The organism is Micromonospora tarensis, assembly GCF_016803395.1.
Taxonomy (GTDB): domain Bacteria; phylum Actinomycetota; class Actinomycetes; order Mycobacteriales; family Micromonosporaceae; genus Micromonospora; species Micromonospora tarensis.
The window spans coordinates 1-13,537 of record NZ_JAEVHL010000177.1 but is presented as its reverse complement, the minus strand read 5'-3'; the positions used below and the strand labels follow the sequence as shown (position 1 = coordinate 13,537).

Here is a 13,537-nt window from a genome sequence, read left to right as displayed (position 1 = left end):
GGTGGGGGTTGGCTGGTGGGGGGCGTGAAGTTGCTGACAATCGCCAGGTAGGGGTGGTCGGTTGGCGTTTTTTGTGGCAATCCTGGGTTGCATGGCCGCCCCCCGCTCGCCGCTGTCGCGGCTGTTCACCGTGCTGCTCGCCGGCGTGTTGGCCGGGCTCGTCCTGGCCGTCGCCGCGCTGCCGGGCAACCTGCTGCTCGGGCTCACCGCCCGTTCCGCGCTCGGGTCGTACGCCGCGTTGCCGGCCGCGCTGAAGACCCCGGCCACGCCGCAGCGCTCGTACCTCTACGCCAACGACGGCAAGACGCTGATCACCACGTTCTACGACGTGAACCGCACCGACGTGCCGTTGTCGGAGATCGCGCCGGTGATGCGGCAGGCGATCGTGGCGGCCGAGGACCGGCGGTTCTACGACCACGGTGGCGCGGACCTGCGCGGCCTCGCCCGGGCACTGGTGGCCAACGTCAAGGGCGGCGGCACCGAGCAGGGCGGCTCGACGCTGACCATGCAGTACGTCCGTAACGTCCTCAAGACCGACCCCACCCGGACCGCCGAGGAGCGCGCCGCCGCCACCGACCCCACCGTCGGCCGCAAGATCCAGGAAATCCGGTACGCCAGCGCGCTGGACAAGAGCCTCGGCAAGGACGAAATCCTCGACCGGTACCTGAACATCGCCTACTTCGGCTCCGGCGCGTACGGCATCGCGGCGGCCAGCCAGCGGTACTTCGGCAAACCGCCGGCGCAGCTGACCCTCGGCGAGTCGGCAGTGCTGGCCGGTCTGGTGCAGTCCCCCGACGCGTACAGCCCGATCGACGGGGACAGGGGCCAGGCGCTGGCGCGCCGGTCGTACGTGCTGGACTCGATGGTCGCCACCGGTGCGATCACCGCCGCGCAGGCTGCCCAGGCCAAGGCCGAGCCGCTGGCCCTGCACCCCACCGCCCAGCCCAACGGCTGCACGGCCGTCTCCCAGGGCCACGACGACTGGGGCTACTTCTGCGACTACCTGCGCCAGTGGTGGCTGACCCAGCCGGCGTTCGGGGCCACTGTCGCGGAGCGCGAGCAGGCCCTGCGCTCGGGCGGCTACACAGTGGTCACCTCGCTCGACCCGAAGATCCAGGCCACCGCGCAGCAGCAGGCCACCAAGGTCTACGGGTACGACAACAAGCGCGCCCTGCCGATCGCGGCGGTCCAGCCGGGCACCGGGCAGGTGCTGGCGATGGCGGTCAACCGGCACTACAGCCTCGCCGACAACCCGGCCGGGCAGCCGAACTACCCGAACACCGTGAACCCGCTGATCTCCGGCGGGGCCAGCGTCGACGGGTACCAGGCGGGCTCGACGTTCAAGCTGTTCACCATGCTCGCCGCCCTGGAGTCGGGCCGTACCCTCTCCACCGGCTTCGACGCGCCCGCCAAGCTGCCCACCCGGTACCCGGCCGAGGGGCCGGGCAGCTGTGACGGCCACTGGTGCCCGGCGAACGCCAACCCGGACTGGATGGACGGGTACCGGATGATGTGGGACGGCTTCGGCCGATCGGTGAACACCTACTTCGTCTGGCTGGCCGAGCAGGTCGGCCAGGACAAGGTGGTCCAGATGGCGCAGCGGCTCGGCATCACCTTCCGGGCCGACTCGGATGCGGCCTTCGCCAAGAACAACGCCGCGAACTGGGGTTCGTTCACCCTCGGCGTGGCCGCCACCACCCCGCTGGACCTGGCCAACGCGTACGCCACGGTGGCCGCCGAGGGCACCTACTGCACGCCGGTGCCGGTGCTCTCGGTGACCGGGGCGGATGGTGCGAAGGTGCCGGTCGGGCAGCCCTCCTGCAAGCGGGTCCTCGACGCCGACGTCGCCCGTGCCGCCACCGACGCGGCGCGCTGCCCGGTGGGTCAGCAGTCGGCGTTCGGGCAGTGCAACGGCGGCACCGCCACCGGTGTGAACGACATCCTCGACGGCCGACCGGTCGCTGGTAAGACGGGTAGCTCGGAGCAGAACTCCACCGAGACGTTCGTCGGCTTCACCCCGCAGGTCGCGGTGGCCGGTATCGCCGCCAACCCGGACGACCCGGCCGACTCCGTGGGGTCGGCGGTGCAGACGAAGGTGATCGACGCGGTGGCCCGGGTCATCGCCACCGCCGTCAAGGGGCAGCCGGAGAGGGCGTTCGCCGCACCCAGTAAGGAGTTGGCCGGCGACCCGCGCCGCCCGGTGGAGCGCCCTGCGGTCCCGGACCGTCAGCAGCAGCCCACCCAGGACCCCCGCTCGGCGCTGCAACGCTGGCTGGACCGTCGCGGCTGAGAGTCTCAGCGTTCGCGGCGGCGCGGGCGGTAGCTGGCCAGCGTGGCCGGCAGGCCGCGCCGGATGATCCCGGCCCAGTCGGTGTCGCCGCGCAGCACCGCCGCCGCGGTCTTGCGGGCCTGTTCGGCGGTGAAGTGCGGGGGCAGCATCAGCTCGGCCGGGTCGACCAGGGCGTTGATGACCACCGGCCGATCGGCGGCGAGCGCCCGGTCCCAGACGTCCGGCACCTGCTCAGGTGAGTCGACCAACTCGCCGTGCAGCCCGAGCACCTCGGCCCACTGGTGGTAGGCGATGTCCGGCAACTGCTGGCTGTCCGGGAACATCGGCGTCCCCTCGCTGGAACGCTGTTCCCAGCTGACGAACGCCAGATCCCGGTTGTTCAGCACCAGCACCACGAAGCGCGGGTCGGCCCAGCTGCGCCAGTACTTGGCCACGGTGATCAGCTCGTTGACGCCGTTCATCTGCATGGCGCCGTCGCCGATCAGCGCGACCAGCGGCCGGTCCGGGTGGGCGAACTTGGCGCTCAACGCGTACGGCATGGCGCCGCCCATCGACAGCAGGGTGCCGGAGAGGCTGGCCAGCATCCCGGGACGCACCTGGATGTGCCGGGCGTACCAGGCGGTGGTGGTGCCGCAGTCGACGGCGAGCAGCACGTCATCGGGCAGCCGCTGGTTCAGGGTGTGGAAGAGCAGCTGCGGGTTGACCGGGTCGGCGGCCTGCTCGGCCAGGTCGCGTTGCACCCGCCGCCACGCCGAGGTGGCCTCGGCGACCTCCGCCCGCCAGGCGGTCGGCCCGGGGCCCGGGCCCAGCTCGTCCAGGAGCGCCCGCAGGGTGGGGCGGGCGTCCCCGGTCAGGTTGACCTCGGTCGGGTACCGCAGCCCGAGCTGGGTGCCGTCCAGGTCGATCTGCACGCCACGGGCCTGGCCGGGCGGTGGGTAGAACTCCGAGTACGGCATGTTGCTGCCCACGATCAGCAGCCGGTCGCAGCCGGACATCAGCTGCCAGCTCGGTCGGGTGCCGAGCAGCCCGATCGCGCCGGTCACCCACGGCTCGCTGTGGTCGACGGCGGTGAAGCCGAGCAGCGCGGTGGCCACCCCCGCGCCGAGCCGGTGCGCGATCTCGCGGACCTCGTCGCGCGCGCCGAGCGCACCCTGCCCGACCAGCATCGCCACCCGTTGCCCGCCGCGCAGCACGTCGGCGGCGCGGCGCACGTCCTCCGCCGGGGGCACGGTCGGCGTGCTGCTCGGCGCGTTGCTGGTGTGGTAGTAGCCGTGCGCGTGCGGCGGGTCCGGCACGGCCGGCTCGTCCTGTAGGTCGCGGGGGAGGATCAGGGCGGTGACGGTGCGCCGGGCCAGCGCCGTGCGGCACGCCCGGTCGACCAGGTGGCGTACCTGGCTCGGGTGGTCGAGCTGGGCCAGGAACGCGGCGGCCACGTCCTTGTAGAGGGCGAGCAGGTCGACCTCCTGGTAGTAACCGCCGCCCTCGGCGGTGGTCGCGGTGTGCCCGACCAGGGCGATCACCGGTTGGTGGTCGAGCTTCGCGTCGTACAGGCCGTTGAGCAGGTGGATGGCGCCCGGCCCACTGGTGACCAGCGCGCAGCCCAGCGGCCCGCCGCCGTACTTGACGTGCGCGGAGGCGGCGAAGCCGGCGGTCTCCTCGTGGCGTACCTGGATGAACTGGGCCCGCCTGTCGGTGCGTTGCAGGGCGGAGGTGAGGCCGTTGATGCCGTCGCCGGGGTAGCCGAAGTAGCGGTGCACGCCCCAGCTGAACAGTCGCGACACGATGTGGTCCGCGACGGTCGGGTGTCGGGGCAGCGTGCCCGCTTCACCCGGCGCCGTGTGGTCTGCGCTCACCTGGCTGGTCCTTCCGGTCGCGTCCGATGCTCCGCCGGTCGTTCCCCTTCTTCATCGGACAAAACACCCGGCCCGGCGGGCGTCGGAGGGTGCGGCGCACGGTCCGGCAGAATCGTCGGGTGCCCGTCCACCAGATCACCGACCCCGACGACGACCGGATCGCCGACTACCGCGCGCTCACCGACGTCGAACTGCGCACCCGCTGGGAGCCGCCGCACGGCCTGTTCATCGCCGAGGGGGAGCTGGTGCTGCGCCGGGCGCTGCGCGCGGGCTACCCGGCGCGGTCGTACCTGGTCGACGCCAAACGGGCCGACCAGCTCGCCGACCTGGACACCGGCGACGCGCCGGTGTACGCCGCGACCCCTGACGTGCTGCAACGGGCCACCGGCTTCCACGTACACCGGGGGGTGCTGGCGTCGTTCCACCGCCGGCCGCTGCCGACGGCGGCCGAGGTGCTCGCCGCCGCGCGCCGGATCGTCGTGCTGGAGGACGTGAACAACCACACCAACCTGGGCGCCATCTTCCGGGGGGCCGCCGCGCTCGGCGTCGACGCGGTGCTGCTCTCGCCGACCTGCGCCGACCCGCTCTACCGGCGCAGCGTCCGGGTCAGCATGGGCGAGGTCTTCGCCATGCCGTACGCGAAGCTGGACCGCTGGCCGGCGGGGCTGGACCAGGTGCGGGAGGCCGGCTTCACAGTGCTCGCCATGACGCCGGCGCCGGACGCCGTACCGATCCAGCGGTTGACGCGGGCGCAGCGCGAGCGGCCGGCGCTGCTGCTCGGTGCCGAGGGCCCCGGCCTCACCGCGGCGGCCCAGGCGGCCAGCGACGTCCGGGTGGTCCTGCCGATGCGGCGCGGGGTGGACTCGTTGAACGTCGCCGCCGCCGCGGCGGTGGCGTTCTGGGAGCTGGGCCGCGACGATCCGCCGTTCGGCGGGGAGTAGACCCTTCCGCTTGCATGGCCATGCGTTCTATTGCATAATTTTCCCCGTGTCCAAGGTTCTCACCTCCCTGCCCATCGGCGAACGTGTCGGCATCGCCTTCTCCGGCGGCCTCGACACCTCGGTCGCGGTCGCGTGGATGCGCGACAAGGGCGCCATTCCCTGCGCCTACACCGCCGACATCGGCCAGTACGACGAGCCCGACATCGCCTCGGTGCCCGGCCGCGCGCTCAGCTACGGCGCCGAACTCGGCCGCCTGGTCGACTGCCGCGCCGCCCTGGTCGAGGAGGGCCTGGCCGCGCTGACCTGCGGTGCCTTCCACATCCGCACCGGCGGCCGGGCGTACTTCAACACCACCCCGCTGGGTCGGGCCGTGACCGGCACCCTGCTGGTGCGGGCGATGGTCGCCGACGACGTCCAGATCTGGGGCGACGGCTCCACCTTCAAGGGCAACGACATCGAGCGGTTCTACCGGTACGGCCTGCTGGCCAACCCGATGCTGCGGATCTACAAGCCCTGGCTGGACACCGCCTTCGTCACCGAGCTGGGTGGGCGTAAGGAGATGTCGGAGTGGCTGCTGGAGCGCGGCCTGCCCTACCGGGACAGCACCGAGAAGGCATACTCCACCGACGCCAACATCTGGGGCGCCACGCACGAGGCGAAGACCCTGGAGCACCTCGACACCGGCATCGAGACGGTCAACCCGATCATGGGAGTCCGGTTCTGGGACCCGACCGTGGAGATCCCGACCGAGGACGTCACCATCGGCTTCGACCAGGGCCGCCCGGTCACGATCAACGGCAAGGAGTTCGGCAGCCCCGTCGACCTGGTGCTGGAGGCCAACGCCATCGGCGGCCGGCACGGCCTGGGCATGTCTGACCAGATCGAGAACCGGATCATCGAGGCCAAGAGCCGGGGCATCTACGAGGCGCCCGGGATGGCGCTGCTGCACGCCGCCTACGAGCGGCTGGTCAACGCGATCCACAACGAGGACACCCTGGCCAACTACCACAGCGAGGGCCGCCGCCTCGGTCGGCTGATGTACGAGGGGCGTTGGCTGGACCCGCAGGCCCTGATGCTGCGCGAGTCGTTGCAGCGCTGGGTCGGCACGGCGGTCACCGGCGAGGTGACGCTGCGGCTGCGCCGGGGCGAGGACTACTCGATCCTCGACACCACCGGCCCGTCGTTCAGCTACCACCCGGACAAGCTCTCCATGGAGCGCACCGAGGACTCGGCGTTCGGCCCGTCCGACCGGATCGGCCAGCTCACCATGCGCAACCTGGACATCGCCGACTCGCGCTCGAAGCTGGAGCAGTACGCCTCCCTCGGCCTGGTCGGTGGCGCGAACCCGCAGCGGATGATCGGCGCCGCCCAGGCCGCCTCGACCGGTCTGATCGGCGCGATGCCGGCGGGCGGGGCGGAGGCCATCGCCTCCCGGGGTGTCGCCACCGCCGAGGACGAGGCGCTCGACCGCGCCGCGATGGAGTTCGGCGTCGACTGAGCCGGTTCACCGGCGGCTGTTCGAGTTCCGGCGTCACGGACGGTAGCGTGGCGGCCGTGTTCCCTACCGTGCGTGAGGTCCTCGGTCTGGATCCGGTCCGCCACGGCGCGCCGCGCGTGGTCGCCGGAGACGCGGGGTTGGACCGGCCTGTCCGCTGGGTGCACGTCGCCGAGGTGCCGGACATCGCCACCCTGCTCGGCGGCGGCGAGCTGGTGCTCACCACCGGCATCGGCCTGCCCGGGGACGACGCCGGGCTGCGCGCGTTCATCGGCGACCTCGCCGACGTCGGCGTCTCCGGACTCGTCGTCGAGCTGGGCCGCCGGTACCTCAGCGGGGTGCCCCGGGTGATGGTCGCCGCCGCCGAACGGCGTGGGCTGCCCCTGGTGGAGCTGCGTCGGGCCACCCCGTTCGTGCGGATCACCGAGGCGGTGCACGCGCTGATCGTCGACGCGCAGCTCACCGAACTGCGGGCCACCGAGGAGATCCACCAGCGGTTCAACGACCTGTCCGTCGAGGGTGCCGAGACGGCCGAGGTGCTCCGGCAGGCCGCCGAGTTGTCCGGTTGCCCAGTGGTGCTGGAGAACCTGTCCCGGCAGGTGCTCGGGTACGACCCGGCCGGTGAGAGCGCCGAGCTGCTGCTGGACGCCTGGGAGCAGCACTCCCGGCGGATCCGACCGGCCGGCCGGACCGCGTACGACAGGAACAGCGGGTGGCTGGTGACCACCGTCGGCGCCCGGGGGCAGGACTGGGGTCGGCTGCTGCTGCGCTGGCCGGCCAGCGGCGACGTGCCCAGCGCCCAGGCCACCGAACCGACGGTCGGCCCACCCACCCGGCTCACCATCCTGATCGAGCGGGCGGCGTCCACCCTCGCCCTGGGCCGGCTGATCCGCCGCGACGCCGAGGGCCTGGAACGGCAGATCCACCGCACCCTGCTCACCGCGCTGCTCGACCACTCCCGGCCGGTGGACGAGGTGGCGCTGCGGGCCAAGGCGTTCGGGGTGGTCCTCGACCGTCGGCACCTGGTCGGCGTGATGGTCCGGCACCGCGCCGACGACCCCGCCGGGGAGGCCGGCCCCGAGGACGGCCAGGCCCGGCTGCGGGACCTCTCCGAAGCGGTCGGCCAGGCCCTGCGGGAGGCGAAGCTGACCGCGTTGACCAGCGCTGTCGACGACAACTCGGTGGGCGCGCTGCTGGCCCTGCCGGATCCGGCCGCCGAGGACCGCGCGCTGTCCGCGTTCGCCGGGGCCCTTCGACGGGTACGCCTCGACGCCGGCAACGGCCGGGTACCCGTCGAGCCGTCCTCCGGTCCGCTCGGTGCCGACGCGCCCCGGGGTGGTGGCCCGGTGATCGTGGCCGCCGGTTCCGGAGTCGGGAGCCTGCGGGAGGCCCGGCGGTCGCTGGTCGAGGCGCGACAGATCGCCGAGGCGGCCCGCCGGGACCGGCGCGACCTACCGATCTTCCGGCTGCCGCACGTCGGCCTGGCCGGGCTGCTGCACCTGCTGCGCGACGAACCCCGGTTGCAGACCTTCGTCGAGCGCGAACTCGGGGCCCTGCTGGAGTACGACGCCCGGCACCCCCGGGAGCAGCTGCTCGACACCCTGCGCACGTACCTGGAGCAGGGGCGCAACAAGTCCGCGGCGGCGGCCGCCGCCCACCTGTCCCGACCGGCCTTCTACGAACGCCTGGCCCGCATCGCCCGCATCCTCGACGTGGACCTGGATTCGGTAGAGGCCAGCCTCTCCCTGCACGTGGCCCTACTAGCCCTGGAAGCAGTCCGCACCCCCTGACCCCCACCCGTCCCCGCGCCGGGAGGGGAGGGGGTTGGGGTGGGGTCAGGTGAGGGTGGTTAGGGCTTTGGCGTAGGTGGGGGGAATGTGGTTGGGGCCGCCGGGGGTGAAGACGTCCGAGGTGGCCACCGCGGACCAGGCTGTTGCGGGGACGGCGTCGACCAGGGCCTGGACCACCGGGGCGTCGCGCCACTGGTCCTGTTCGGCGAGCAGGCCGAGGGCGACCACCGACTCCTCGACCTCGCCCACACACTCGAACGGCTTGTGCCCGTCCACCCCCAGCAGCTCGCGGTAGCCGGGGATCTGCTCCGGGTCGGCGAGCAGGTCGCCACCGAAGATGTGGGTGACCCGCTCACGCGGCATGAACGGCGCCATGGCCAGGAAGACGAAGCGACACTTCGGGCAGTTACGGCACCAGCGCTCGCTCGCGTCCCGCAGCTTGAACGCGGCGTTGCAGCTGGTCACCACGTCGTCGTAGCGGGTGAACTCGGCGAACAGCCGGGCGATGTGCAGCTCGGAGAGCGAGCGCAGCAGCGAGAAGTACGGCTCGGTCAGGCCGGCGTGCTCGGCGAGCGACGCCCGCAGCAGCCCTTCCGCCTCGACACCCTTGGACCACTGGTGGTTGATCTCGTGACCGTTCCAGACCAGGTTGGGGTCGGACGCCGAACGCTCGTTGGACATCACCACCGGGCCCAACCCGTGCAGCACCGCGGTGGCCACCGCGATCAGCGAGTTGATGGCGGTGACCGGGATGTGCCCGTTCAGTGCGCCGGCGCTGTTCAGGTCGAACAGCACCGGGTCGATGCGCCGCCGGGCGGCCAGCGGAACCAACCCGGACGCCTCGTTGACCGCGACGATCACGTGGTTCGGGTTGACCGAGAACGGCACCGGGTCCAGCCCGGCGCGGCGCAGCGCCTCCAGGCTGACGATCGAGTCCTTACCGCCACCCACCGCCGAGAGGGGGCGACGGTCGGAGTCGTCGTACACCCGGGGCGGCTCCGGCGAGCCGGCCGGGACTTCCGGGCGCAGCTGGAGCACGTGCGGCAGCTGGTTGCGGTACGCGTACTCGGCGAGGCCCCTGGTGTAGACGGCCGTGACGTAGTCGACGGTGGCCGCGCCCAGCGGCGCCGGCAGCACGAGCCGGGGCGGCGCGGCGGCCTTGTAGTAACTGACCCCGGCGACGAGGTGCAGCACCTCCAGCACCCGGTTGAGGGTGGCCACCGTCTCGTCCGAGGGCGGCTCCGCCGGCAGCGGGAGCGTGATCACCTCGGTGAACCGTTGCTCGCCGGCCGGGCCGGTCAGGGCGTAGTCGAACAACACCTCGCCGGTGGCGAAGTCGATCGAGTAGGACGGGAAGGTGAAGGCGTCCATCCGCCGGAGCTGCTCGTTGGGCACACGCCATACTAGGCCCTGGTTCGTCCGGCCGTGTCCGGACCGGGCCCGCCCTGCCGTCACCGTGACCCCCGAGGAGAGCCCAGTGCGCCTGTCTGACCTGCGCGGACGTACCGTCGCCGTCTGGGGCACCGGTCGGGAGGGCCGGGCGGCTGTGACAGCGATCGCCGCGCACGGCCCGGCCGAGCTGGTCGCGGTCGACGACAGCGCGAACTTCCTGTCGCTGCCCTGGGAAGGTCCGCTGGCCGAGGCGGCGCCGCTGGTCACCGGCGAGGCGGGATTCGTTCGGTTGGCCGCCGCCGACGTGGTGGTGCGCTCCCCGGGCGTGCCCCAGACCCATCCGTGGCTGGTCGAGCTGCGCCGACGCGGGGTCATGGTGACCCAGGGCACCGCGCTGTGGATGGCCGACCACGCCGCGCGCACCGTCGGGGTCACCGGCAGCAAGGGCAAGAGCACCACCTCCAGCCTGATCAGTCACCTGCTCACCGCGATGGGTCGGCCGAACGTCTTCGGCGGCAACATCGGGGTGCCGACCCTGGACCTGCCGGACGCGGAGCTGTACGTGCTGGAGCTGTCCAGCTACCAGTGCAGCGACCTCGCCGACTCGCCCCGGGTGGCGGTGGTCACCGCGCTCTTCCCCGAGCACCTGGACGCGCACGGCGGGGAGCGGGAGTACTACCGGGACAAGCTCAACCTGCTCGCCCACGACCCGGAGACGATCGTGGTCAACGGCGGCGACCCGCGGCTCGCCGCCGAGCTGGGGGAGCTGCCGGCGGTCCGAGCGGGTCGACCCGACACCACCCACGTCAGCACCGGGGCCGACGGCACACAGTGGTTCCACCTCGGTGACCAGCCGCTCTTCCCGCGGGCCGTGCTGCCCCTGGTCGGCCGGCACAACGAGGGCAACCTGTGCGTCGCGCTCGCCGTGCTCGACGCCCTCGGCGTCGACGTGGTGGCCGGCAAGGACCACCTCGCCATCGCGGTCGCCGAGTTCCAGGGGTTGGCCCACCGGCTCACCGAGATCACCGACCCGTCCGGACTGACCTTCGTCGACGACACCCTGGCCACCAGTCCCTACGCGGCCATGCACGCGATCGACGCGTACGACGGGCGGCCGTTGACGGTGATCGTCGGGGGCAACGACCGGGGTCTGGACTACACACCGTTGGCCGAGCATCTGGCCGAGCGGGAACTGACCGTGATCGGCATCCCGGACAGCGGCCCGCGCATCGTCGAGGCGCTCGCCGGCCTGCCGAAGGTGCGGACCGAGCTGGTCGACGACCTGGTGGACGCGGTGCGGCTGTCCCGGGAGGTGACCCCGGTCGGCGGGGTGGTGCTGCTGTCGCCGGCCGCGCCGAGCTACGGCCGGTTCCGCAACTTCGAGCACCGCTCCGAGGTCTTCGCCCAGGCCGTCGCCGACACCGCCGGCTGATGCCCGGCGTCGCCGTCAGCGTGCGGGGAGCCCGGCGTGCAGGGCGCGCATCGAGCGGATCGCCGAGCGGATTTCCTGGAGGTAACGCCCCGGGGTGAGCGTCTGCTCGGGTAGCACCGACACGTCGGGCACCGCCGGGTCCACCCCGACCGTGTCGATGTCGCAGCCGTAGGGCAGGGCCAGGGTGCGCAGCGCGTCGCTGTGCTGGAACGGTACGTAGATCGGTGCGGTGACCGTCAGCACCTCGTCACCCGGGGCGAGCCGGACGTGCCCGGCCCAGAACCGTTGGGTGTCGGCGGTGTGTGCCCGCCGCCGGTCCGGTTCGCTGGACGGCGCGGCCAGCACCCGTACCGGTGGCAGCCCCGCCGGCCGGTAGGTCCGCGACGACCAGGAGTGGTGCGGGTGGCCGGCGTCGACGCCAGCCTGCTCGGCCGGTGCGGCCACCCCGAACACCCGCCGAACGGCGGTGTCCAGCACGTCCACCTCGGTGTCGTCGGCCGGCAGGCCCGCGTCGGCCAGGGTCCGGCGTTCCCAGTCCGACAGCGGCCGGAAGCTGCCCAGCACGGCGACCTCGCCACGCACCGCCAGGCCGGCGCGCAGCAGGTGCGCGGCGTATCCGACGCGGCGGACACAGGCGTGCGCCAGGCCGCCGAGCACCACCAGATGGGCGTACCCGGGCCGGGCCGGCGACACCGGGTGGATCAGCCCGAGCGCGGCGGCCGTGTCGAGGACCAGCGCCGCGGTGGCCGGGTCGAGGTCCGGCTCCCGGGCGTCGGGTCGCTCCCGGCCGCCTCGGAAGTCCCAGTGGCGGGCGGAGAAGTCGTCCAGAAACCGCAGCACCTCGGCGAGGTCGCCGGTCGGCCAGTCGCCGTCGAAGTGGCGGACCAGGTCGCGGAGCGGGGTGGAGCAGACCCAGGCCCGAATGTCCCGCGTGATCCGCTCGGCGAGCGTACCGGTCGACGGGAAGGTGTCCGCTCTCTGCACCTGCCGGATGCTACCGCCCCGGTGTGCCGGTGCCGGCGGTTGTAGCTGGTGTTTACGCTGGCCCCAGCGGCTGATTGGAGGGCTTCGATGACCCGTGACGTGGCCCGTCCGCGGGAACGGGGCGGCACCCCCTCCGGCGGTTTCCTCCGGCTGGTCGCGCACACCGACCCGGTGGCGTTGGTGGGCATCACGCTGTCGATCAGTCTCAGCATCGTGTTGGACCTCAGCAACGCCGCCTCCGGGGTGGAGTCGCTGCTGGCCGGCCTGATGGGCATCACCATCTCGCTGTTGGTGGACTCGTTGGCCCGCGCCGAGCGCCGGTTTCACCTGCGCACCCTGTTGGACGGTCCGCCCTGGCTCGTGCACACCACGACCGAGTTGGCCGGAGCCATCCGGAACGCGTCCGAGCAGCACGCGGGCACCCGGGTCGCGGTGGAGGCGCAGCGGCGGTACGAGCAGTTCCGGCTGGAGGCCGAGCAACTCGCGGACGGTCGGATCATCCGGCGGGGCGACGAGGACGAGGACCTGGTCGGCGCCACCCGCGCCTGTGTGCACCGGCTGGACGGCCTGACCAACGTGATGCCCCGGGTCAGCGGGGAGCTGAGCTGGTGGCGCAGTGAGATCGGTCGGCGCTACTGGGAGGCCAACCTGGAGGCCCTGCGGCGGGGCGTCCAGATCACCCGGGTCTTCGTCTACGCCACCCTCACCGACGAGCTGTCCGCCCTGGTGCAGAAGCAGCGCGCGGCCGGCGCACGGGTCGGTCTGCTGCCCCTGGGTCTGGTCAGTCCCCACCTGCACGTCAATCTGACACTGTGGGACGGGTCGAGTTGTTGGGAGGCGCACATGACGGCGCACGGTGAGATCGGCGAGAACCAGTTCTCGGTCAACCGGACGGACATTGCTCGGCTCACCCGCATCTTCGAGCTCTGCGCGAACGCCGCGACCTTCCAGGAGTGACGGCCCCGGCGGGGCGGAGACGGGTGAGTCATGACGTGGAGTGGGGTCCTGCTGGTGACGGCCCTGGTCTGGGCGGTCAGCGTGATCCGCTCGGTCCGGCTCCGCGCGCTGGTCTACAGCCTGCCGCTGCCGATGACGCTCGCCCTGATCAGCAGTGGCCACCGGGTGGAGGGCGCGCAGCTGCTCGGCGTGCTCGGGCTCAACCTCTTCTTCGTCACAGTGGTGCTCACCCACCGGCGGCTGCGTTGGCCGATCCTGCTCGCCGACGGCGCGGGGATCGCTGTCTACCTGGCGCTCAGCGCCGGCCTGTTGGCCGTCGACATCCCGTTCGAGGTGGCCCTCGCCGGCCACGCTGGCGCTCTGGCTGGCGGCGATGCTGCTGCTGCGCCGGCGCGCCGCCCGC

At 72.5% G+C, this 13,537-nt stretch carries 10 protein-coding genes; 7 read left to right on the top strand and 3 right to left on the bottom strand.

Annotation, left to right across the window (positions count from 1 at the left end):
- Positions 1-91 precede the first annotated feature (91 nt).
- Positions 92-2,290: a transglycosylase domain-containing protein gene (locus JM949_RS25975; RefSeq protein WP_238433896.1), complete on the top strand. Its 2,199-nt coding sequence runs from the start codon at positions 92-94 to the stop codon at positions 2,288-2,290.
- A gap of 5 nt (positions 2,291-2,295) precedes the next feature.
- Here the strand turns inward: JM949_RS25975 and JM949_RS25970 are convergent, their stop codons facing one another.
- Positions 2,296-4,143 (bottom strand): thiamine pyrophosphate-requiring protein, encoded by a 1,848-nt coding sequence (locus JM949_RS25970; RefSeq protein ID WP_203150892.1) that lies wholly within the window; start codon positions 4,141-4,143, stop codon positions 2,296-2,298.
- A 26-nt stretch (positions 4,144-4,169) separates the two neighbouring features.
- Here JM949_RS25970 and JM949_RS25965 point away from each other — a divergent pair, with 26 nt between their 5' ends.
- Genes JM949_RS25965 through JM949_RS25955 form a run of 3 tightly spaced genes read left to right on the top strand, consistent with a single transcriptional unit; the run spans position 4,170 to position 8,369 of the window.
- Positions 4,170-5,084, top strand: coding sequence for a TrmH family RNA methyltransferase (locus JM949_RS25965; RefSeq protein ID WP_407664822.1), 915 nt, complete (start codon positions 4,170-4,172; stop codon positions 5,082-5,084).
- Between the two features lie 46 nt (positions 5,085-5,130).
- Complete coding sequence (gene argG / locus JM949_RS25960; RefSeq protein WP_203150890.1) at positions 5,131-6,582, top strand: argininosuccinate synthase; 1,452 nt, start codon at positions 5,131-5,133, stop codon at positions 6,580-6,582.
- A 56-nt stretch (positions 6,583-6,638) separates the two neighbouring features.
- Positions 6,639-8,369, top strand: coding sequence for a PucR family transcriptional regulator (locus tag JM949_RS25955; RefSeq protein WP_456320239.1), 1,731 nt, complete (start codon positions 6,639-6,641; stop codon positions 8,367-8,369).
- Between the two features lie 45 nt (positions 8,370-8,414).
- On the opposite strand, the gene JM949_RS25950 is transcribed toward JM949_RS25955, so the two are convergent.
- The gene (locus tag JM949_RS25950; RefSeq protein ID WP_203150888.1) at positions 8,415-9,764 is read right to left on the bottom strand and encodes a hypothetical protein; all 1,350 of its coding nucleotides are present in this window, start codon (positions 9,762-9,764) and stop codon (positions 8,415-8,417) included.
- An 82-nt stretch (positions 9,765-9,846) separates the two neighbouring features.
- On the opposite strand from JM949_RS25950, the gene murD reads away from it, so the two are divergent.
- Positions 9,847-11,193, top strand: a complete 1,347-nt coding sequence (gene murD, locus JM949_RS25945; RefSeq protein WP_203150887.1) for a UDP-N-acetylmuramoyl-L-alanine--D-glutamate ligase — start codon at positions 9,847-9,849, stop codon at positions 11,191-11,193.
- Between the two features lie 15 nt (positions 11,194-11,208).
- Here the strand turns inward: murD and JM949_RS25940 are convergent, their stop codons facing one another.
- Positions 11,209-12,177 (bottom strand): hypothetical protein, encoded by a 969-nt coding sequence (locus JM949_RS25940; protein ID WP_203150886.1) that lies wholly within the window; start codon positions 12,175-12,177, stop codon positions 11,209-11,211.
- Positions 12,178-12,264: 87 nt separating this feature from the next.
- Here JM949_RS25940 and JM949_RS25935 point away from each other — a divergent pair, with 87 nt between their 5' ends.
- Positions 12,265-13,134 carry a hypothetical protein gene (locus JM949_RS25935; RefSeq protein WP_203150885.1) on the top strand — a complete coding sequence of 290 codons (870 nt, stop codon included), beginning with the start codon at positions 12,265-12,267 and terminating at the stop codon, positions 13,132-13,134.
- A 30-nt stretch (positions 13,135-13,164) separates the two neighbouring features.
- Positions 13,165-13,537 (top strand): hypothetical protein (locus JM949_RS25930; RefSeq protein WP_203150884.1); only part of this gene is annotated, 373 nt, incomplete at its 3' end.

What these genes read in the sequence shown, in the direction of transcription:
- JM949_RS25975 (WP_238433896.1), top strand. Translation starts at nt 92, where the DNA reads ATGGCCGCCCCCCGCTCGCCGCTGTCGCGGCTGTTCACCGTGCTGCTC.
- JM949_RS25965 (WP_407664822.1), top strand. Translation starts at nt 4,170, where the DNA reads ATGCTCCGCCGGTCGTTCCCCTTCTTCATCGGACAAAACACCCGGCCC.
- JM949_RS25935 (WP_203150885.1), top strand. Translation starts at nt 12,265, where the DNA reads ATGACCCGTGACGTGGCCCGTCCGCGGGAACGGGGCGGCACCCCCTCC.